Annotated in this window: 19 protein-coding genes; 4 read left to right on the forward strand and 15 right to left on the reverse strand. The window is 69.0% G+C overall.

The genetic code is table 11. The features are described 5' to 3' along the window. Positions 1 to 9: 9 nt before the first annotated feature. The 6 genes from hutU to LF262_RS05770 all read right to left on the reverse strand — a co-directional run bounded on the left by hutU (position 10) and on the right by LF262_RS05770 (position 7,123). A complete protein-coding gene (gene hutU / locus LF262_RS05745) occupies positions 10 to 1,743 on the reverse strand; it encodes a urocanate hydratase (protein WP_235779341.1) in 1,734 nt (577 codons plus the stop codon). 213 nt (positions 1,744 to 1,956) lie between these two features. Continuing rightward, a complete protein-coding gene (locus LF262_RS05750) occupies positions 1,957 to 2,433 on the reverse strand; it encodes a GNAT family acetyltransferase (protein WP_235779342.1) in 477 nt (158 codons plus the stop codon). 58 nt (positions 2,434 to 2,491) lie between these two features. Beyond that, positions 2,492 to 3,889: an LCP family protein gene (locus LF262_RS05755; protein WP_235779343.1), complete on the reverse strand. Its 1,398-nt coding sequence runs from the start codon at positions 3,887 to 3,889 to the stop codon at positions 2,492 to 2,494. Positions 3,890 to 4,013: 124 nt separating this feature from the next. Beyond that, positions 4,014 to 4,811: an IclR family transcriptional regulator gene (locus LF262_RS05760; RefSeq protein WP_235779344.1), complete on the reverse strand. Its 798-nt coding sequence runs from the start codon at positions 4,809 to 4,811 to the stop codon at positions 4,014 to 4,016. Positions 4,812 to 5,006: 195 nt separating this feature from the next. Continuing rightward, positions 5,007 to 5,750: a 3-hydroxybutyrate dehydrogenase gene (locus tag LF262_RS05765; protein WP_235779345.1), complete on the reverse strand. Its 744-nt coding sequence runs from the start codon at positions 5,748 to 5,750 to the stop codon at positions 5,007 to 5,009. Then, positions 5,747 to 7,123, reverse strand: a complete 1,377-nt coding sequence (locus LF262_RS05770) for an MFS transporter (protein ID WP_235779661.1) — start codon at positions 7,121 to 7,123, stop codon at positions 5,747 to 5,749. The genes LF262_RS05765 and LF262_RS05770 overlap by 4 nt, the downstream gene beginning before the upstream one ends. A gap of 177 nt (positions 7,124 to 7,300) precedes the next feature. Here LF262_RS05770 and LF262_RS05775 point away from each other — a divergent pair, with 177 nt between their 5' ends. Then, positions 7,301 to 8,206: a LysR family transcriptional regulator gene (locus LF262_RS05775; protein WP_235779346.1), complete on the forward strand. Its 906-nt coding sequence runs from the start codon at positions 7,301 to 7,303 to the stop codon at positions 8,204 to 8,206. Here LF262_RS05775 and LF262_RS05780 read toward each other — a convergent pair. The 5 genes from LF262_RS05780 to LF262_RS05800 all read right to left on the reverse strand — a co-directional run bounded on the left by LF262_RS05780 (position 8,203) and on the right by LF262_RS05800 (position 11,761). Further along, the gene (locus LF262_RS05780) at positions 8,203 to 9,048 is read right to left on the reverse strand and encodes a spermidine synthase (protein WP_372462739.1); all 846 of its coding nucleotides are present in this window, start codon (positions 9,046 to 9,048) and stop codon (positions 8,203 to 8,205) included. The genes LF262_RS05775 and LF262_RS05780 overlap by 4 nt on opposite strands. Next, positions 9,045 to 10,103, reverse strand: coding sequence for an alcohol dehydrogenase catalytic domain-containing protein (locus tag LF262_RS05785; RefSeq protein ID WP_235779347.1), 1,059 nt, complete (start codon positions 10,101 to 10,103; stop codon positions 9,045 to 9,047). Before LF262_RS05785 ends, LF262_RS05780 begins: the two co-directional genes overlap by 4 nt. 10 nt (positions 10,104 to 10,113) lie before the next feature. After that, complete coding sequence (locus LF262_RS05790) at positions 10,114 to 10,653, reverse strand: GNAT family N-acetyltransferase (RefSeq protein WP_235779348.1); 540 nt, start codon at positions 10,651 to 10,653, stop codon at positions 10,114 to 10,116. Positions 10,654 to 10,656: 3 nt separating this feature from the next. After that, positions 10,657 to 11,319 (reverse strand): O-methyltransferase, encoded by a 663-nt coding sequence (locus LF262_RS05795; protein ID WP_235779349.1) that lies wholly within the window; start codon positions 11,317 to 11,319, stop codon positions 10,657 to 10,659. Between the two features lie 91 nt (positions 11,320 to 11,410). Continuing rightward, the gene (locus LF262_RS05800) at positions 11,411 to 11,761 is read right to left on the reverse strand and encodes a thiamine-binding protein (protein ID WP_235779350.1); all 351 of its coding nucleotides are present in this window, start codon (positions 11,759 to 11,761) and stop codon (positions 11,411 to 11,413) included. 106 nt (positions 11,762 to 11,867) lie between these two features. Between LF262_RS05800 and LF262_RS05805 the strand changes: the two genes are divergently transcribed. Next, on the forward strand, positions 11,868 to 12,494 hold the full coding sequence (locus LF262_RS05805; RefSeq protein ID WP_235779351.1) for a TetR/AcrR family transcriptional regulator: 627 nt from the start codon (positions 11,868 to 11,870) through the stop codon (positions 12,492 to 12,494). Between the two features lie 34 nt (positions 12,495 to 12,528). Here the strand turns inward: LF262_RS05805 and LF262_RS05810 are convergent, their stop codons facing one another. The 3 genes from LF262_RS05810 to LF262_RS05820 are packed head-to-tail and all read right to left on the reverse strand — an operon-like array spanning position 12,529 to position 14,559. Then, on the reverse strand, positions 12,529 to 12,840 hold the full coding sequence (locus LF262_RS05810) for an AzlD domain-containing protein (protein WP_235779352.1): 312 nt from the start codon (positions 12,838 to 12,840) through the stop codon (positions 12,529 to 12,531). Further along, the gene (locus LF262_RS05815) at positions 12,837 to 13,694 is read right to left on the reverse strand and encodes an AzlC family ABC transporter permease (protein WP_235779353.1); all 858 of its coding nucleotides are present in this window, start codon (positions 13,692 to 13,694) and stop codon (positions 12,837 to 12,839) included. Before LF262_RS05815 ends, LF262_RS05810 begins: the two co-directional genes overlap by 4 nt. Further along, entirely contained in the window at positions 13,687 to 14,559 is an 873-nt protein-coding gene (locus LF262_RS05820) for a glycerophosphodiester phosphodiesterase (protein WP_235779354.1), read from the reverse strand. Before LF262_RS05820 ends, LF262_RS05815 begins: the two co-directional genes overlap by 8 nt. 109 nt (positions 14,560 to 14,668) lie before the next feature. Between LF262_RS05820 and LF262_RS05825 the strand changes: the two genes are divergently transcribed. Together LF262_RS05825 and LF262_RS05830 are read left to right on the forward strand one after the other, a co-directional pair. Next, the gene (locus LF262_RS05825; protein ID WP_235779355.1) at positions 14,669 to 16,078 is read left to right on the forward strand and encodes an MBL fold metallo-hydrolase; all 1,410 of its coding nucleotides are present in this window, start codon (positions 14,669 to 14,671) and stop codon (positions 16,076 to 16,078) included. Between the two features lie 51 nt (positions 16,079 to 16,129). Next, positions 16,130 to 17,431 (forward strand): DUF445 domain-containing protein, encoded by a 1,302-nt coding sequence (locus LF262_RS05830; protein ID WP_372462740.1) that lies wholly within the window; start codon positions 16,130 to 16,132, stop codon positions 17,429 to 17,431. A 32-nt stretch (positions 17,432 to 17,463) separates the two neighbouring features. Here LF262_RS05830 and LF262_RS05835 read toward each other — a convergent pair whose 3' ends face one another. Continuing rightward, positions 17,464 to 18,360 carry a hypothetical protein gene (locus LF262_RS05835; protein WP_235779356.1) on the reverse strand — a complete coding sequence of 299 codons (897 nt, stop codon included), beginning with the start codon at positions 18,358 to 18,360 and terminating at the stop codon, positions 17,464 to 17,466. Positions 18,361 to 18,468: the final 108 nt, after the last annotated feature.

Raw genomic sequence — 18,468 nt, forward strand, 5'->3', positions numbered from 1 at the left:
GGTGTTCCTTTACTTCGCCGTGCCGGCGTCCGGAGCCATCGGGATCTTGACGCCGCGCTCGGCGGCGACCTCGATGGCGCGCTCGTAGCCGGCGTCGACGTGCCGGATCACGCCCATACCGGGATCGTTGGTGAGGAGGGCGGCGAGCTTTGCCGCGGCGAGCTCGGTGCCGTCTGCCACGGAGACCTGGCCGGCGTGGATCGAGCGACCGATCCCCACGCCTCCGCCGTGGTGGATCGAGACCCAGGTGGCGCCCGATGACGCGGCGGTGAGGGCGTTGAGGAGCGGCCAGTCCGCAATCGCGTCGGACCCGTCCTTCATGCCCTCGGTCTCCCGGTAGGGGGAGGCAACCGAGCCGGAGTCGAGGTGATCGCGGCCGATCACGATCGGCGCCTTGACCTTGCCCTCCGCGACCAACTGGTTGAAGAGGAGGCCAGCCTTGTGGCGTTCGCCGTAGCCGAGCCAGCAGATGCGTGCGGGGAGGCCCTCGAACTCGACGAACTCCTCGGCCGCGTCGATCCAGCGGTGCAGGTGCTCGTTCTCGGGGAACAGCTCCTTGAGGGCTTGGTCGGTGACCCGGATGTCCTCTGGATCGCCGGAGAGTGCCACCCAGCGGAAGGGCCCGAGGCCCTCGCAGAACAGGGGACGGATATACGCGGGCACGAACCCGAGGAAATCGAAGGCCCGGGCGTAGCCGCCCTTGCGGGCCTCGTCCCGGATCGAGTTACCGTAGTCGAACACCTCGGCGCCCTCATCCTGGAACTCGACCATGGCTTGGACGTGCCGGGCCATGGCGTTCTGGGCCTTCTTCGTGAAGCCGTCCGGGTCCGACTCGGCCTCGTGGTGCCACTGGTCGACCGTGTACTCGGTGGGCAGGTAGCTGAGCGGATCGTGCGCGGAGGTCTGGTCCGTGACGATGTCCACGGTGAGCTCGCCGGCGCGGTGGCGGCGCAGGATCTCGGGGAAGACCTCTGCAGCGTTGCCCACGAAGCCGACGGAGAGCGCCCGGCCCTCGGCCTTCGCGGCGACGACCCTCGCGAGGGCGGCGTCGAGGTCCGTCTCGACCTCGTCGAGGTACCGCTTGCCCGCGCGGCGGCGGAGGCGTGCCTCGTCAACGTCGACGATGAGGACAGCGCCGCCGTTGAGCGTCACCGCGAGCGGCTGCGCGCCGCCCATTCCGCCGCATCCGCCAGTGAGCGTCAGGGTGCCCTTGAGGCTGCCGTTGAACCGCTTTTGGGCAACGGCCGCGAACGTCTCGTACGTGCCCTGAAGGATCCCCTGCGTGCCGATGTAGATCCACGAGCCGGCCGTCATCTGCCCGTACATCATGAGGCCCTCGGCCTCAAGTCGGCGGAACTCGGGCCAGTTCGCCCAATCGCCCACGAGGTTCGAGTTGGCGATCAGCACGCGTGGGGCCCACGTGTTGGTGCGGAAGACGCCCACCGGCTTGCCGGACTGCACGAGGAGCGTCTCGTCGTCGTCCATGTCCTTCAGGGTCGCGATGATCGCGTCGAACGCCTTCCACGACCGCGCGGCACGGCCCGTGCCGCCGTAGACCACGAGCTCGTCGGGCCGCTCGGCCACCTCGGGATCGAGGTTGTTCATGAGCATGCGCATCGGCGCCTCGGTCTGCCAGGACTTGGCCGTGATCTCCGTGCCCCGCGGGGCCCGGACCGGGCGGGCGCCGGTGGTGAAGTCGGCTTTGTGAGCCGGGGCCGTATGGGTCGGATCGGTGGTGGTCATCGTGACCTCCTGCATGGTGATGTGCGGGCGCTGTCTGTTGGGCCGAATGGCCCTCTGCATCTATGACACCGCGCCAAGGCGGACCGAAACAGTGCGTTCGGGAGGCTCATGTCTGGAGCTCCAGACTCATCGCATCGCTCGCCGCCCGATGGTCACTCGTCACTGACGGTCGCGGGGCTCCGACGCCCCGCGGCGGCTCATGTCGGCCGCGCCTCAGTCCCCGATGAGCCGCTTCCCGTACGTGACAACCTCGTCCTCCCGGTACCCCAGCTCCGTGTAGAAGCCGTGAGCCCCGTCATTGCCGCGGCGGACCATGAGCATGATCTTGGGGCACCCGAGCGCTGTGAGCCGAGCCTCCGCCTCGGCCAGGAGAGCGCGGCCGATCCCCTCGCCCTGCCTCTCGGGCACGACTGCGAGGTAGTACACCCAGCCCCGATGTCCGTCGTAGCCGGCCATCACCGTGCCCACCACCTTGCTGGCAGCCGCCTCTTCGCCGCGCACGCCCTCGCCGTGCACCCGGTCGCCGCCGTCCGGGAGGCCAGACTCCGCGACGACGAACAGGTCGGGCCACGTGGCCATCGCGCGGTCGATGTCCTTGCCCGGATCGTTCCACGGACGGGTGAGGCCCACCGCGTGCGACAACGCGATCACGATGTCGCGTTCGGCCTCGGAGAATTGCCGCAGGATCATGAAGTCACGCTACTGCACCACCATGAGACGCCGGTCTCTAGTGACCAGCCTTCCACCCCTACTTGACGCAGGGGACACTGCCGCCTTGGAGTGCACCCTGCCAGTCGGTGTAGGTGCTCGGGCTCGGCGCAGAGCTCGCCGACGCACTCTCGCCGGCCCCCGCGGACGACGGCGCGTCCCCACCCCCGGAGCCCGTCTCGCCGCCCGTGGTGCCCGCCACTGGATCGGTCGCCCCTGGCTGCGCCTGGCCGGAGGATGCTTCCGACCCCGGCGAGGTCGAAGCGGCGGTGGGGGACGGCGTCGTCGTGCGTTGGGGCTGCGGCGCGAGAAGGTCGCGGACGATGCCCTGCACCTGCTCAACGTCGACGACATTGACCGACGCGCCGTCGGGCGCAGTCCCGAAGCGCACGATTGGCAACGTGGTGAAGGAGACGTTCCCGCCGGTGAGGGAGCTGGCCTGCTGGGCGAGCATGAGCAGGTCGAGGTCGCGGTCCACGGCCATGTTCTTGCTCACCGCGTCCAGCACGGACTCCATCCGCGGGAGGTTCGTTAACGTTCCGGCCTGCTTGAGCTGATGCAGCACGGAGACAATGAACGCCTGTTGGCGGCGTGTGCGGTCGAGGTCATTGAAGTCGTACGTGGGGTCGGAGGTATCTCGGCGCTGGCGAACGAATGCCATGGCCTGCTGCGCATTGATCTGCTGCACCCCGGCCTTGAAGTCAGCTCCCGAGAACGTGTCCTGGGTGGCGTGGTTGACGCACACGGTGATGGGCTGGATCGCGAGGGCCACTTGGTAGAACGCCACCATGGTGACCTCGACGAAATGGTCGATCCTGACGCCTCCGAGGAACTTGGACACCGTGGCGATCTGTGCCGCGCGCCCAGCGTCGCGGGCCGCTTGATAGTCGTACGGTTTACCCTGCTCCTGGCGAGCCGCCTCCTCGATCGCGAACCCGTAGCTGTATGCCTCCTTGATCTTGGTCTTGAACCCGGCACCGGAGAATCCGGCGGTCTTGACGTAGTCATCGCGCGGGATGGAGATCGCCGTGGAGCGTGAGCCGTCCGCAGGGACGTGCACGAGCATGAGGACGTTCGCGTTGTAGAACCCTGCCGAGTCGTCGCCGGCGTGGAGAGCGTCCTGGATGTCCTGCGGGAGCGGCTGGCCATTCTCGTCGAGTCTCGAGTCGAGGCCCATGATGAGGATGTTGGTGTCCTTGGACAGCTTCGGCACAGAGGATGACGGCGATGCGCTGGGAGTCTCGTCGGCCATGCCGCGCGCCAGGGCGTCGGAGCGATGCACATTGGCGTTGAACCGCGAGGCCACCTGGGCCACATAGGCGGTGGCGCCCGCGCTGACGAGCAGGACGACAACTGCCGCAGCGAGGAGGGCCTTCGTCCACCTGTGTCGGGGCAGTCGGATCCATCGGACCGCCCTCCGCCAACCCTCACCCGCCACGCATGCCCCCTTACGCAGGATGCCCGCCGGCAAGGACCACGCGACAGCACCAACAGACGCCGCATGGAGGCATCGATGTGATCCACACCATACGTCACGCACCGCTCGAGCGCACTTCTGGGGTTCAGCCTCGGCCGTAGATCCTTGCCGCCAGCTCGCCGGCCACCTTGGCCACCCGCTGCGCGAGTTCCTCCCGGCGCTGGGCAGGCACGCACTCGGACTCGAAGGTGACGGCCACGGCGGCGGCGGGCCAGCCGGTGTGGTCGCGCACGGCGGCGGCAACCGAGGCGAGTCCGGGCGTGACCTCGCCGGCCTCGGTCGCATAGCCCCGCTGGCGCACCCGGTCGAGCTCGGACTGCAGTGCCGAGTAGGAGCGGATCTGCTCGCCCTCGTCAGTGCGGGAGGAGAAGGCCGCCGTGTTGGGGTAGAGCGCCCGGACCTGCGATTTCGGGAGCGCGGCCAGGACGGCCCGGCCGCTCGCGGTGAGGTGGCTCGGGAGCCGCACGCCCACGTCCGTCACGAGCGAGGGGCGGTTCTTGGCACGCTCCTCGACGATATACAGCACATCGCGGCCGTGCAGCACTGCGAGGTGGGCGCTCTCGCCCAGCGCGTCGACGAGCGCGGCAAGCACCGGCCGGCCCAGGCGGGAGAGCGGCTCCTGCCGGGAGTAGGCGCTCGAGAGCTCGAACGCCCCGATCCCGAGCCCGTACCGCTGTTCCTCGGCGAGATGCATCACGAAGCCGTTCTCCTCCATCACCGCGAGCAGGTGGTACACCGTGGATCGCGGCAGTCCGAGCTGCGTCGCGATGGCCGACGCCGGCTGTGGGCCGCGACGCGAGGCCAGCAGCCGGAGGATGCGCAGCGTGCTCTCGGCGGCGGGAACCTTGGACTTCTCGCGCGCCTCACTGGGGGCCACGGCCATCGAGGGACTCCTTCTGCTTCTCTGCCTGTTCCTCTGACTGCGGCACCATCTGTGATACCGGACCACCACCAGTGTGGCGCGTACGACGGCGCGTGCGCATCCGCCGTCGTACGCCTACTGTCCGCGGTACCAGACACCGGCCAGATACTACGGAGCGCCGGGGTCGAAACCCCGGCGCTCCGATCACTCACGCACTTACCGGGCCGACCAGCCGCCGTCCATCGTGTAGCTCGCGCCGGTGACCATCGCGGCGTCGTCCGAGGCGAGCCAGCAGGCCAGCGAGGCGACCTCCCTCGGCTCGACGAGCCGCTTGATGGCCATCTCGGTGAGCATGACCTTCTCGAGGACCTCGGACTCGGGGATGCCATGCGTGGCGGCCTGGTCCTTGATCTGCGCCTCCACGAGGGCGGTGCGGACATAGCCGGGGTTGATGCAGTTCGAGGTCACCCCATGGGGAGCACCCTCGAGCGCCGTGACCTTCGAGAGGCCCTCGAGCGCGTGCTTCGCGGTCACGTAGGCACTCTTGAAGGCCGAGGCACGGAGGCCATGGGCCGAGCTAAGGTTCACGACTCGGCCCCAGCCCGTCTCGTACATATGCGGCAGCGCGGCGCGGACCAGGAGGAACGGCGCCTCGACCATGAGCCGCTGGATCCGCCGGAAGGCCTCGGGATCGAATTCCTCGATCGGGGCAACCTTCTGGATGCCGGCGTTGTTCACCAGGACGTCGCAGTCGAGGCGCAGCGTCTCCAGCGGCGTCGTGTCGAGGAGGTCCACGGCCCACGCGCTTCCGTTGATCTCGGAGGCCAGCTTCTCCGCGGCATCGCCGTCGAGGTCCGCGACCACCACGTGGGCGCCCTTCTCTGCAAGCCCCCGTGCGATGGCAGCCCCGATGCCTGCGGCGCCTCCCGTGACGAGCGCCTTGCGCCCCTCGAGGCTCATGCGCGGGCCTCGGCTTCGGAGGCAGTTCCCTGGACGCGGGCCGCGTCGGCGGCGTCAAGGTCGTGGAGCGAGGCACCCTTGGTCTCGCGCATCGCGAGCACTGCCACGAGGGTGACCACGCCGGCGGCGGCGAGGTAGACCGCTGTGGGCCACCACGAGCCCGTGGCCTTGAGCCACTCGGTCGCGAAGACCGGCGCGAGGGACCCGGCGACGATCGATGTGACCTGATAGGCGATCGAAACACCGGAGTACCGCATGCGGGTGGGGAACATCTCGGCCATGATGGCCGGCTGGCCCGAGTACATGAGCCCATGGAACACGAGGCCCACGATGATGGTCAACAGGATCACGAAGACGTTCTGCGTGCCGAAGGCCGGGAAGGCCCAGAAGCCCCACGTGCCGCCCAGGATTGCGCCGGCGAGGTAGACGGGCCTGCGGCCGACCCGGTCGGCGAACCGGCCGATCACCGGAATGATCGAGAAGTGGAAGATGTGGGCGATCGCGATGACTCCGAGGATGGAGCCGGTGTTCATCTTCAGGCCGGTGCCGAGGTACACAATCGAGAACGTGACCACGAGGTAGTACAGGATGTTCTCCGCGAACCGCAGGCCCATGCCCACGAGGACGCCCCGGGGGTAGCGCTTGAGGACCTCGAACACGCCGTAGCCCGCGGCCTTCTCGGTCTCCAGCTCCGCCTTGGCGGCCTTGAAGATCGGGGCTTCGTCGATCTTGGTGCGGATCACGTAGCCCACGACCACGACAACGGCCGAGAGCCAGAAGGCAACGCGCCAGCCCCACGCGAGGAAGGCGTCGGCGGAGAGGGCAGTCGTCATGAGCCACAGGACTGCAGTCGCCAGGACGTTGCCCAGCGGCACGGCCGCCTGCGGCCATGACGCCCAGAAGGCGCGCTCGCGGTCCGGGGCATGCTCCGCCACGAGGAGTACCGCGCCGCCCCACTCGCCGCCGAGCGCGAGGCCCTGGACGAAGCGGAGGACGACCAAGAGGATCGGCGCCCAGACACCGATCTGGGCGTAGGTCGGGAGGCAGCCCATGAGCACTGTGGCAACGCCGATGAGCATGATGGTGATCTGGAGCGTCTGCTTGCGCCCGATCCGGTCGCCGATCTGCCCGAACACGATGCCGCCGAGCGGGCGCGCGATGAAGCCCACGGCGTAGGTGAGGAATGCGGCGATGATCGCGTCGTACTCGTTGCCCATCTTGGGCAGCAGGATCTTGTTGAACACGATCGTGGACGCTGTCGCGTAGAGGAAGAAGTCGTACCACTCGACCACCGTGCCCGCCATCGAGGCGGACACGATCTTCTTGAGCAGTGAGGTGTCGGTGCTGCCGGCGGAGCGCTGGTTCACGCTCATGGATGCCTCCTGGGTGTCGTCGCTGACACGGCTCACGAATCGAGCCTGGGGGGCGTCTACAGGGTATGACGCCAATCACATGTCCCGACGAGTATTCCCTGCGCAGCTCTGCGCGCTCAATGGCCAATCAGGCACCGGCTCTGTGCATATTTGCAGATTCACGCGTACCGTTACCCCATGGCCCCGGCTCCTCCCTCACCCGATCTCCTCCTCGTGCTCCTCGAGGTCTCGCGCTCGGGAAAATTCACGACAGCGGGCGACACTCTGGGCCTAAACCACACCACCGTGGCACGCAAGATTGCGGCCCTCGAGAAGGCCCTCGGGGGCCGAGTGCTGGCCCGCGCCGCGGGCGGCTGGGAACTCACGCCGCTCGGCGAGCGCGCTGCGGGCGTCGCGACCCAAGTGGCCGATGCGGTGGGAAGGCTGGGCCCCGGCGGGGAGGACCCGATCACCGGAGTGGTGCGCATGACGGCGACGGACGGCTTCAGCGCGTACATCGCATCTCCCGCTGTGGCCCGGCTTCGACACGAGCACCCAGGACTCACGGTAGAGCTCGTCACCGTGACCCGCCGGGCACTCCAGCAGCGTTCAGGAGTCGACATCGAGGTCGTCGTCGAGGGCCAGCCACAGGTCCACCGCGCCCATGCGGTCCGGCTCGGCGAGTACACGCTGGGGATGTATGCCTCCCGCGACTACCTCGCCCGGCACGGCGCGCCGCAGACTCCGGAGGAACTCGCGCGCCATGGCCTCGTGTACTTCGTCGACTCGATGCTCCAGATCGACGACCTCGACGCGCCCCGGCGCCTCGCCCCCGAGATGCGCGACGGCCTGACCTCGACCAACGTGTTCGTGCACGTCGAGGCGACTCGGGCCGGGGCCGGCATCGGCTTCCTGCCGTGCTTCGCCGCAGACCGGCACGAGGATCTGGTCCGGCTCCTGCCCGACTACTTCCGCGAGCAGCTTCCGTACTGGATGGTCCTCCGCGCGGACTCCTACCGGCAGCCCGCCGTGGCCGCGGTGGCCGAGGCGCTTCGCGCCCAGATGGAGATCGCACGGCCCATGCTGCTCGGGAAGGGCTCCTAAGTCGCAGCAGCCGGCACAGCAGGGTCCCTGAGGGGTTCCGTCGCCCCGATCCACGTCCGGGTCTGGGAGTCGTCCCAGACCTGGGCAGGAAGTCCGCCACCCAGCAGCCGGCGGCGGAGGGCAGGCGAGGCGACGATCGGCGTCATGCTCGCGGCCACGACGATGTTGCCGTAGCGGCGTCCCTTGAGCATCGCGTGGTCGGCCACAATCGCGACGTGCGGGAAGGCTTCCGCGATCGCCGCGGCCTCGATGCGGGCGGAGACGTGGTCCGGAGCGCTGCCGATATTGGCGACGAAGAGGCCACTCCCGTCGAGGAGGCGGGCGGAGGCCTGAATGAACTCGACGGTGGTCAGCGGCTCGGGGGTGCGGGAGCCGGCGAAGACGTCCCGGATCACGACGTCACGGGTTGCGGGGGTGAGCGACTCGGTGACCTCGCGAGCCTCCCCCACGCGGATGCGCAGAAGGGGCGCCTTGGGGAGGTCGAACCATTCGCGCACGTAGTCAGCGAGCTTCGCGTCGAGTTCGACGACGACTTGGCGGGCGTCGGGGAAGCGTGCCGCGAGGTATCGGGGCATCGAGCATCCGCCACCGCCCTGGTGGAGCACGCGGAGTCGGCCCGTGCGCTCCGGGTCGAATCGGTCCTCGACGAGCGCCACGATCCAGCGCATGTACTCGAAGTCGAGGCGCAGAGGTTCGCCGAGGACGATGTGGGAGCTTTGGACGCCGTTGATCTTCAGGAGCCAGCCATCGGACGAGCTCCCATCCTGGATGAGCTCCGCGCTGCCTGTGCTGATGGGATAGAGCCCCTCAGTGGGGCCCTTCCCCGTCCCCCGCGCCATCATTCCCCCAACCCGATGATCACCCGGATGGCCTGTTGGGCGTCCGCGTTGCCGTACGTTTCGTAGGCCTCCAGGATCCGCGCGAAGGGAAACCGGTGCGTGACGAGCTTGGCGGGGTCGATCTCGCGGTCTGCGATGCGCTCAATGAGGTCGGGTTCCGCGGCCTCGCTGTCCAGGCCGGTCATGGCCGTGATGTTGCGGACCCAGTCGCGGTCCGGCGGGAAGGCGACGGGCCTGCCGTGGATGCCCGCATTCGCCACCCTCCCGCCCGGACGCACCGAGGCAAGCGCCTCGACGTAGGTCCGTGGGAGGCCCACCGTCTCGACCGCGAGGTCGACGCCGAGCCCGTCGTGACTGTGCGCCTTGACCTCCGCCCCGATGTCGACGCCGTCCGCAACCCTGACCGTGCGCGTCGCACCGCACCCACGCGCCTTCTCGAGGCGGTACTCATTGCGGTCGACGGCGACGATGCGCTTCGCGCCGAGCGTCGCCGCAGTCATGATCGACGCCAGCCCCGCGGGTCCCGCTCCGATAACGGCCACCTCATCCCCCTCGCCGATCCCGCCGTACAGGACGCCGATCTCATATCCGGTCGGCAGGATGTCACTGAGCACGGCACCCTGCTCCGCGGTCATGCCCTCGGGCAGGGGGACGAGAGCGTTGTCCGCAAACGGCACGCGCACATATTCGGCCTGCGTCCCGTCGAGGAGGTGTCCGAATACCCAGCCGGTTCCTCCGAGCGTCTCGCAGTACGAGGTAAGCCCGGAGAGGCAGGAGTCGCAACCCATGCACTTGGTGATCGAGGAGACGATGACCCGCTCGCCGGCCCTCACGCGCCGGCAGCCCGGGCCCGCTTCGGTGACCGCGCCGACGCCCTCGTGCCCCAGAATCCGGCCCTCGGCGACGGACGGCGCATCCCCCTTGAGGATGTGCAGGTCCGTGCCGGAGACCGTGGTCGCCTCGATACGCACGATTGCGTCCGTCGGCGCCTGCATCACGGGGTCCGGGACGTCCTCCCACGACTTCCGATGGGGGCCGTGGTACACGAGGGCCTTCATGCTCTCCTTCTTACACCGTCCGGGACTGTGCCGAGCGTGCCATACGAATCTCCGCCAGGCGCCGGCCGCCGATCTCGTCGAGTTTGCGGCCGCCGTCCGGTGTGAAGCCGAGCTTGGCGTAGAAGGCCCGCGCCCGCGGATTGTCCTCGAAGACCCAGAGAATCGCGGGCCCATCACCGAGGACGCGCTCGACCACGGCCATCCCCGCCCCGGTGCCGTACATCTCGGCGAGAATGTAAGCCGTGTACAGCTCACGCAGGCCGGGGTCGCCCTCGGCCTGCGGTGGCGCGTCCTGGGGCCGAGCGGGTCCCGCCCCCGCGAAGCCGACCACCCGCCCATGGCGACGCACGAGCGCGAAGTGTCCGGCGGCGTCGTGCGCGAGGAAGCCCCGCCAGCGCTCAGTGCGGTCCGGAGAGCCTCCCAGGCCGTGGGCAAGGAACTCCGCTGGGAGCAAGTGCGCGTAGGCCTCGCGCCAGCACGCGTCCTTGACGGCGAGGAGGGCCTCGGCGTCAGTGGGGACGGCGTCCGAGATCTCGTAGTCGAGCTCCATGGGCTACCTCACGATGGCCAGGGCGAAGCCGTCCCAGCCCTTGGAGCCAGCCGTCTGCACCACCGTCGCATCGAACATCGGCCCCCCGAGCAGCTCGAGCGACTCGACGATGAACGGCGCATTCGCCTCGTCCCGAGCTGGTTCGAGGAGCGCACCCTCCCACACGGTGTTGTCCAATACCACCACAGTGCCCGGGCGCCCGAGCGTCACAGCCCATTCGAGGTATCGCGAGTTGTTCTGCTTGTCGGCATCGATGAACACCAGGTCATAGGGCCCGGTGAGGCCCGGGAGGGAGTCGAGGGCCGGGCCGACATGGACGGTGACCTTCTCGGAAAGCCCGGCAGCTGAGAGGTTCTCGCGGGCCACCTCAGCGTGCTCGGGGAGGTACTCGAGCGTGTCCAGGTGGCCATTCTCGGGCAGGGCCTGCCCCATCCAGATGCTGCTGAACCCGGCAAGCGTACCGATCTCCAGGACCCGGCGGGCGCCCGAGATCTTCACGAGCAGGTTCAAGAGCTTCCCGGAGGTCGGCTGCACCTCGATTGGAGGCATGCCGCGGGCGAGGGCGGTCCTCAGAGCGCGCTCGTGCTCTGCACCCGGCTTCACCACCGTCCGCGTGAGCCAGCGTTCAACATCAATCCATTCGGGCTGCGCCACATGCTCGACCATGCGGACAGTCTGGCACCGCGCCCACCTCAACGACAGCACGTCAGCAGCTACGGGCAGGGCACGCCTTCCACCCGGCCGCCGAACAGGCGGTCTACTGGGCCGGGTGCCGCGCAATCGCCTCCTCGAGCCTTGCAACCTTGCCCGTGATCTCGCCCGTGTGCCCTGGCCGAATGTCCGCCTTGAGCACGAGCGAGACCCGCGAGCCGTACCTCCCCACGGCCTCGGTGGCGCGCTTGACCACGTCCATCACCTCGTCCCACTCGCCCTCAATCTCTGTGAACATCGAGCTCGTGTGGTTCGGCAGGCCGGACTCGCGCACCACCCGTACCGCGGCTGCGACGGACTCGTGCACCGAGTCGGACGACGGCGGGCTGCCCGCCTCAGGCGCGCGGGCGGCGTCATGCGGGGTGCCGGAAGGGGAAACAGAGAAGGCGACGATCATGTGTTCCAGTCTTCCACTCCGGCCCCGAGCCGGTTCGCTGCGGACTTGCTGAGAGTATGCCGTCATATAGGCGGCACCAGCACTCTCACATGGTTACTCTGATTGCATGCAGCAGGAACGAGCATGGCGCAAGCCGATGCGTGCAGACGCGGCGCGCAACATCGACAAGATCATCACGGCGGCGCTCGACTGCTTCCGCGAAGAGGGGCCGAACGTGTCCCTCAAGACCGTCGCGGATCGGGCTGGCGTTGGACCGGCGACATTGTTCCGGAACTTCACGGACAAGGACGAGCTCGTTCTGGCCGCTGTGGAGCGCCAGATCAAGGTCAAGGTTGATCCCATCACAGAAATGGCCCTCGAGAATCCCGATGCGGCAGCTGGCCTCATCGAGGTCTTGAACGCCGTGATGCAGGTTGCCAACGACGAGCACAACCTCCTCTCCGCCGTTGCCGGGCGCCGGGGACTCCTTGTAGGCCTCGCGGGCAAGCTCATCGAGTCCCTTGGGAGGCTGCTCCAGCGCGGCCAGAAGCAGGGCACGCTGCGCGAGGAGCTGCAGCTCATCGACATGGTCCGGCTCGTCGCCATGCTCATCGGCGCCGGGGACACCGTGGAGCCGGGTTCCTTCGCATGGCAGCGCTATGTGGCGCTCGTCGAGGATGCGATCCGGACCCACCGGGAAAACCGTCCGCTTCCCCCGCTTGAGCCGATCCCCGGGGTGGAACTGCCGCTCTGATCCGCGGCGTCGCGGCTGGCGTCCGCGACCTGGGTCATCCCCAGCCGACCAGTCGCAGCAGGGCGGCCGCCGCAGCCCCGACGATCACGACCACCAGGAACGGCGCGCGCAGCAGCAGTGCAAGGGCAGCCGCTACCAAGGCGCCGAGGCGCGCATCGACCACGAGTGCCTGCCCGCTGGCGAACGCGTTCACGGCCGTGAGGGACGCGAGCAGGCCGATCGTCACCGTCCCGGCAATCCGCAGCATGCGCTCGTTGTCCATCCACCGCCTCGGAAGCAGGTAGCCGAGGAGCTTGAGACCATACGCCGCCGCGCACGCGAGAATGATCCACCACCACAGGTTCACGCGCGGCTCCCATCCTCGTCAGCGGGCCCACCAGACCCGCCGAGCGCGTCATGGCGGCCGTGGTCAGGCCGGGCGTAGGGATCGAGATCGGGACCAAGGCCTTCGATTCCAGCGCCGGCCGCGGCCTTTCCCGCCTCCGCACGGGCATGACTCACCCATCCGAGCACCGCGGCGACGAGAGCGGCGACAAGGATCGGCACCCCTGGGGGCACGAACGGCACGGCGAGGACGGTGGCAAGGGCGCAGACCACCGCGATGGCCCAGGGCTCGCGCCCCTTGAGCCGCGGCCAGAGGAGCCCGAGGAACGCGGCCACAGCGGCGCCGTCGAGCCCCCACTGCTTGGGGTCGCCAAGCGCGTTGCCTGCGAGCGCACCCACAGCCGTGAACAGGTTCCAGAGGATGAACACTCCGACGCCGGCTGTCCAGAACCCACGGCGCTGCTCGACCACGGAGTCCTGGCCCACTGCCGTGGCTGTGGACTCGTCGATGGTGAACTGTGGGGCGGTGAACCGCCGCCATCCCCGAGGTGCGAACATCGCGTTGAGCTGCATGCCATAGACCGCATTGCGCACGCCGAGCAGCGTGGCCGCGGCCGTTGCCGCAGCGCCGGATCCACCGCCTGCCAGGACGCCGATGAACGCGAACTGCGAGCCGCCCGTGAACATGAACAGGCTCAGGGCCACAGTCTGGAGGACGTCGAGTCCTGAGGCCACGCCGAGCGCGCCAAATGAGATGCCGTAGAGACCCGTCGCAATCGAGATCGAGACGCCGATGCGCGCCGCCGGCGAGCGGCGCAGCGGGACCGGCCCGGCGCCGTCGTCCGCGAAACCGCCGGCTGGCCCGGCCTCAGCCAAGCGCCGCCTCCAGCTGGGCGAGCACCTCGGCAGGGCGATTGGTGGTGATCTGCTGGATCCCGGTTGCGACGCAGTGCTCCACGTCCTCCGGGGCATCGACCGTCCAGACGCGGAACGTGAGACCCGCGTCGAGCCAGGACCGCACACGGTTGGGATGGTCTCGCACGTAGGAGATGCCCGGGCCGGCGATGCCCACGCGCGCGGCGTCGAGGATGGCCTCGGCATCGAGTTGCGCCGCCCTGAGCACGTTGGCAACGGCCCCGCCGGTGAGCGCGCCGAGAGCCGTGGACTCGCGGACCTCCTCGACCGAGACGTCGTCTACGAGCATGCACACGTGCCGCGCGGGCACGGATGAGAGGAGGTACTCGATGGCCTCGGCGTCGAAGCTCATGAAGCTCACGCGGACGTTGCCCACGCGGGACTCCTCCGGCTTCCACCCGCGGGAGCGGAGCACCTCGAGGACGCGGTCCTCGAGCTTGAGCCCGTAGGGGCTCGGGTGCTTGAGCTCGATCGCGAGGCCGATCTCGGCTCTGGCGGCTCCGAGGAGATCGAGGAGCTCGGGCAGGGTGAGGAGCTGCTCGCTGAGCGCCCCGAACTCGTCGGGGACACGGACGCCCTTCCAGGAGGAGAAGTCGAGCTCACGCAGCTCGCCGAGCGTGCGCTCCCCGATCGGTCCGGTACCGCTGGACGTGCGGTCGAGATTTGAGTCGTGGAAGAGCACGAGGTGCTGGTCACGGGTCAGGTGGACGTCGCACTCGACGCCGTCCGCACCGTCGGCGAGCGCCTGGAGGTACGCCGCACGCGTGTGCTCCGCGAACCGTGCGCTGGCCCCACGGTGGGCATAGACAAGGGGGCGGGTGGTCATGGCGCAAGGGTAGCCGACCCGTGGGGCACAGCCGCTTGCGAGATACCCCTAGGGGTACTATCGTTGGAGTAACGAAATACCCCCTGGGGTATAACCCGAAAGGAGAGCCATGCTGCTCGAGCGCATCTATGACGAGGACCTGGCCCAGGCCAGCTACATGATCGGTTGCCAGGCCACGGGCGAGGCCATCGTGGTCGACGCCCGGCGCGACATCGCCCCCTTCCTCGAGCTCGCCGAGACGAGGGCCATGAAGATCGTGGCGGTCACCGAGACCCACATCCACGCGGACTACCTCTCCGGCTCCCGCGAGCTCGCCGCCGCGACCGGCGCCAGGCTCTACGTCTCCGGCGAGGGTGGCGAAGACTGGCAGTACGGCTTCGAGGCCGAGCGGCTGTTCGACGGAACCACCATCACCGTGGGCAACGTGAGCGTGAAGGCCGTCCACACCCCCGGCCATACCCCCGAGCACCTGTCCTTCCTCATCACCGACGGCGCCTTCAGCGACCAGCCCGGGTACCTCCTCTCGGGAGACTTCGTCTTCTCCGGAGACCTCGGCCGACCGGACCTCCTCGATGAGGCCGCCGGCGGCGTCGACACCCGGTTTGCCGGCGCCCGCCAGCTCTTCACGAGCCTCAAGGAGAAGTTCCTCACCCTCCCCGACCACGTCCAGGTCCACCCGGGCCACGGCTCCGGCAGCTGGTGCGGCAAGGCGCTCGGCGCCATCCCATCCACGACCGTGGGCTACGAGCGCCTCTACGCATGGTGGGCGCCCTACCTCGCAGCGAACGACGAAGAGGGATTCGTGACAGAGCTCCTCGACGGCCAGCCCGACGCACACGCCTACTTCGGCCGCATGAAGCGGCAGAATCGCCTCGGTCCGGCGGTCATGGGCGAGCGGGGCGAGCTGCCGGAGCTCTCGAACGCGGACGTCGCGGAAGACCTCGCCGAGGACCGTGTCACCTTCGTGGACACCAGGAACGTCGCCGACGTCCATCGCGGCACGGTGGCCGGCTCGCTCAACATCCCGGACTCCGGCAAGATGGCCACGTACGGCGGATGGGCCTACGACCCCGAGACCGACTCGCGCCCGCTCGTCCTGCTGGCACCGGATCAGACCGCCGCCCGGCGCATGCGGGACTCCCTGGTACGGGTCGGCATCGACAACGTCGCCGGCTTCACCCCGACCCTCGAGGGACTGCCGATCGAGACCCCGGAGACTCTCAGCCCCGAGCAGCTGCAGCACTTCGATGCGGCGCTCGTGCTGGACGTGCGCAACAAGACCGAGCACTCCGCGGGCCACATCCCGGGCTCGTCCCAGCTCAGCGCAGGCCGCGTCCTGTGGAACACCGACCAGCTCCCGTCTGAGGGCGTGATTGTAAGCTACTGCCAGAGCGGCGTTCGCAACTCGGTCGCCGCCAGCGCGCTGCGCCGCGCCGGGTACCACGTGGTCGAGCTCGAGGGCAGCTACCTCGGATGGAATGCCTGGAGGGACCGGCAGGAGACCGTCGCGGCCAGCTAGCGCCTCCCCCCACGACAGGCGCCCCACACCCTCCGCCGGTAGGGTTGATCCATGGCGACGCTGAATCGAGCCCCGGGCACAGCTGCGGGAAGGGACCCCGGATTCAGCCCGGAGGACGCCGAGAAGGCCGCCGCACTGCGCCGCATGAAGACCCTCGCCCTCGTCCTGCTGACCGCAATGGCGGTTGTCTTCGCGGTCTCGTTCGCACTGCAGGGCCACTACCCATGGCTTCAGTACGTCCGCTCGGCGTCTGAAGGCGGCATGGTCGGTGCCCTCGCGGACTGGTTCGCGGTCACCGCGCTGTTCCGGCACCCTCTCGGCCTGCCGATTCCGCACACCGCGATCATCCCCACCCGCAAGGACGCCATCGGGACCTCCCTCTCGGGGTTCGTGCGGGACAACTTCCTCTCCTCGGCGGTCGTGCGGACCAAGCTCGACACGCTCGACGTCGCCCGCAAGGCGGGCACGTGGCTGGCGAGCCCGGCAGGAGCCGAGCGGGTCGCGAAGGAGGGGGCCGCCGTCGTGCGCGGTGCCTTCACCGTCCTCAACGACGACGACGTGCAGGCGGTGATCGAAGGAATGGTGCGCCGCCACCTGCTCGCACCCCCCTGGGGACCGCCGCTCGGGAGGCTCGCGGAGCAGGTCTTCGCCGCCGGGCACCACCATCAGCTCGTGGACCTGCTCGTGGACCGCACGGCAGACTGGGTCGCCGCGAACTACGAGGCCGTCACGCGGGTAGTGTCCGACCGCTCGCCGTCCTGGGTTCCGAGCTTCGCGAACGAGCTCGTGGGCGACAAGGTGTACATCGAGCTGTCGAAATTCGTCGCGGCCGTGCAGTCCGACCCGGACCATCAGGCGCGCCGGTCCATCGACGCCTATCTGAAGGAGCTCGCGCAGGACCTCCAGCACGAGCCCATGATGATCGCGCGCGTCGAGGGCATGAAGGCGCAGGTCCTCGGCGACCCTCAGGTGCGCAACCTCGCCGGCCGCACCTGGGCCACCATCAAGAGGGTGCTCCTCGAGGCCGTCTCGGACCCGCGCAGCGAGCTCCACCAGCGGTTCACGACGGCGGTGCGCGACTTCGGTGCCCGGCTCGTCGAGGATGAGGAGCTGGCCGGGAAGGTCAACGCATGGGTGGCGGATGCCGCAGCGTATGTGGTGGGGACCTACAAGGACGACATCGCGGGCGTCATCGAGGACACCGTGGCCCGGTGGGACGCCGAGGAGACGAGCCAGAAGATCGAGCTGCAGGTCGGCAAGGACCTCCAGTTCATCCGAATCAATGGCACTGTGGTCGGCGCCCTTGCCGGCCTGCTGATCTTCGCAGTGGCACACGCGGTCTTCGGGGGGTAGGAGCGGAGCCGGAACGTCCGGCACCGCGAAGCTCAGTCCCCCTCGCGCTCCTCGTGCATCCGCGCGCGGCGCTGCTCGATCTCGCGCTCGACCGCCTGCTCCGGCGTCTCCGCGGGCAGGGCGGGGCCGAGGGCCCGCACCCCAACCTGTCCCGACGAGCTGTCAACCGCTTCCGGCATCACCTGGGGCTCGCCCGGAAGCATGTCAGGCGCTGGTCCGAAGGCCTCGTGGGCCGCCTTGATGACGGCGCGGCCCATCATGAGGTTGCCGGCACCGCCCACTACGGCGCCCACCCCGAACGGCAGCGCCCGACCGAGCATGGCGCTGCCCTGCTTCTTGAGCATCCACTTGAGGAAACGCTTCTGCACGGTCCTCCGGATCAGCCTGACGCGAGATGGGGGAACGTTCCGGTTGAGCGCAGCGCCCCACGCATTGGTGGGATGCCCGCCCCGGCCGAGTGCCTGACCGCTCAGAGCCGAGAGCAGTGCGGTGCCCTCCTCGCCGAGCATGAGCGCCATGATCGTGGTGCGGGCCCTCTCCGGATCCTCGAGATGGACGCCGTGGAGTTCGGCGATCGACGCCGCGTACAGTGCAGTCGCCTCAAGGAACCCGACGGTCGCAGCCGCCGAGAGGCCGAGGGACGCCATGGTCCCGATCCCTGGAACGGCGGCGGTCCCGCCCACCGCGGCCCCCGTGCCGCCCACGGCGGTGAGGTAGTCGCGCTCAAGCCGACGGGACAGCTGTGCCGGGCTGTGGCCGGGGTGCTGCCGGCGCAGGCGCCGCAGGTTGGCGAGCACGAGCGGGCGCTGCACGTCGACGGCGGCCAACAGGGCCCGGTGCACTCGGGGCGTCGCGCGACCCTGCGAGTCGAACATCGTCTGATGGGCAGTGTCCTGCGCGATCCGCACGGCAATGTTCTTCTTGGCCATGGCCCCTAGGGTAGCCCTGCGCCTGCGGCGACGTCGCGGGCGCTTCGCGCTCGGCGTAGCACCCGGGAATCATGTTTGGATCCGGGCGTAGAGGGCAACAGAAGGCCA

The organism is Sinomonas notoginsengisoli, assembly GCF_021554725.1.
Classification (GTDB): domain Bacteria; phylum Actinomycetota; class Actinomycetes; order Actinomycetales; family Micrococcaceae; genus Sinomonas; species Sinomonas notoginsengisoli.

Excerpts from the sequence above, each read along its gene's own strand:
- hutU (WP_235779341.1), bottom strand. The coding sequence starts at position 1,743 with ATGACCACCACCGATCCGACCCATACGGCCCCGGCTCACAAAGCCGAC.
- LF262_RS05750 (WP_235779342.1), bottom strand. The coding sequence starts at position 2,433 with ATGATCCTGCGGCAATTCTCCGAGGCCGAACGCGACATCGTGATCGCG.
- LF262_RS05760 (WP_235779344.1), bottom strand. The coding sequence starts at position 4,811 with ATGGCCGTGGCCCCCAGTGAGGCGCGCGAGAAGTCCAAGGTTCCCGCC.
- LF262_RS05765 (WP_235779345.1), bottom strand. The coding sequence starts at position 5,750 with ATGAGCCTCGAGGGGCGCAAGGCGCTCGTCACGGGAGGCGCCGCAGGC.
- LF262_RS05770 (WP_235779661.1), bottom strand. The coding sequence starts at position 7,123 with ATGAGCGTGAACCAGCGCTCCGCCGGCAGCACCGACACCTCACTGCTC.
- LF262_RS05775 (WP_235779346.1), top strand. The coding sequence starts at position 7,301 with ATGGCCCCGGCTCCTCCCTCACCCGATCTCCTCCTCGTGCTCCTCGAG.
- LF262_RS05780 (WP_372462739.1), bottom strand. The coding sequence starts at position 9,048 with ATGATGGCGCGGGGGACGGGGAAGGGCCCCACTGAGGGGCTCTATCCC.
- LF262_RS05785 (WP_235779347.1), bottom strand. The coding sequence starts at position 10,103 with ATGAAGGCCCTCGTGTACCACGGCCCCCATCGGAAGTCGTGGGAGGAC.
- LF262_RS05790 (WP_235779348.1), bottom strand. The coding sequence starts at position 10,653 with ATGGAGCTCGACTACGAGATCTCGGACGCCGTCCCCACTGACGCCGAG.
- LF262_RS05795 (WP_235779349.1), bottom strand. The coding sequence starts at position 11,319 with ATGGTCGAGCATGTGGCGCAGCCCGAATGGATTGATGTTGAACGCTGG.
- LF262_RS05800 (WP_235779350.1), bottom strand. The coding sequence starts at position 11,761 with ATGATCGTCGCCTTCTCTGTTTCCCCTTCCGGCACCCCGCATGACGCC.
- LF262_RS05805 (WP_235779351.1), top strand. The coding sequence starts at position 11,868 with ATGCAGCAGGAACGAGCATGGCGCAAGCCGATGCGTGCAGACGCGGCG.
- LF262_RS05820 (WP_235779354.1), bottom strand. The coding sequence starts at position 14,559 with ATGACCACCCGCCCCCTTGTCTATGCCCACCGTGGGGCCAGCGCACGG.
- LF262_RS05825 (WP_235779355.1), top strand. The coding sequence starts at position 14,669 with ATGCTGCTCGAGCGCATCTATGACGAGGACCTGGCCCAGGCCAGCTAC.
- LF262_RS05830 (WP_372462740.1), top strand. The coding sequence starts at position 16,130 with ATGGCGACGCTGAATCGAGCCCCGGGCACAGCTGCGGGAAGGGACCCC.
- LF262_RS05835 (WP_235779356.1), bottom strand. The coding sequence starts at position 18,360 with ATGGCCAAGAAGAACATTGCCGTGCGGATCGCGCAGGACACTGCCCAT.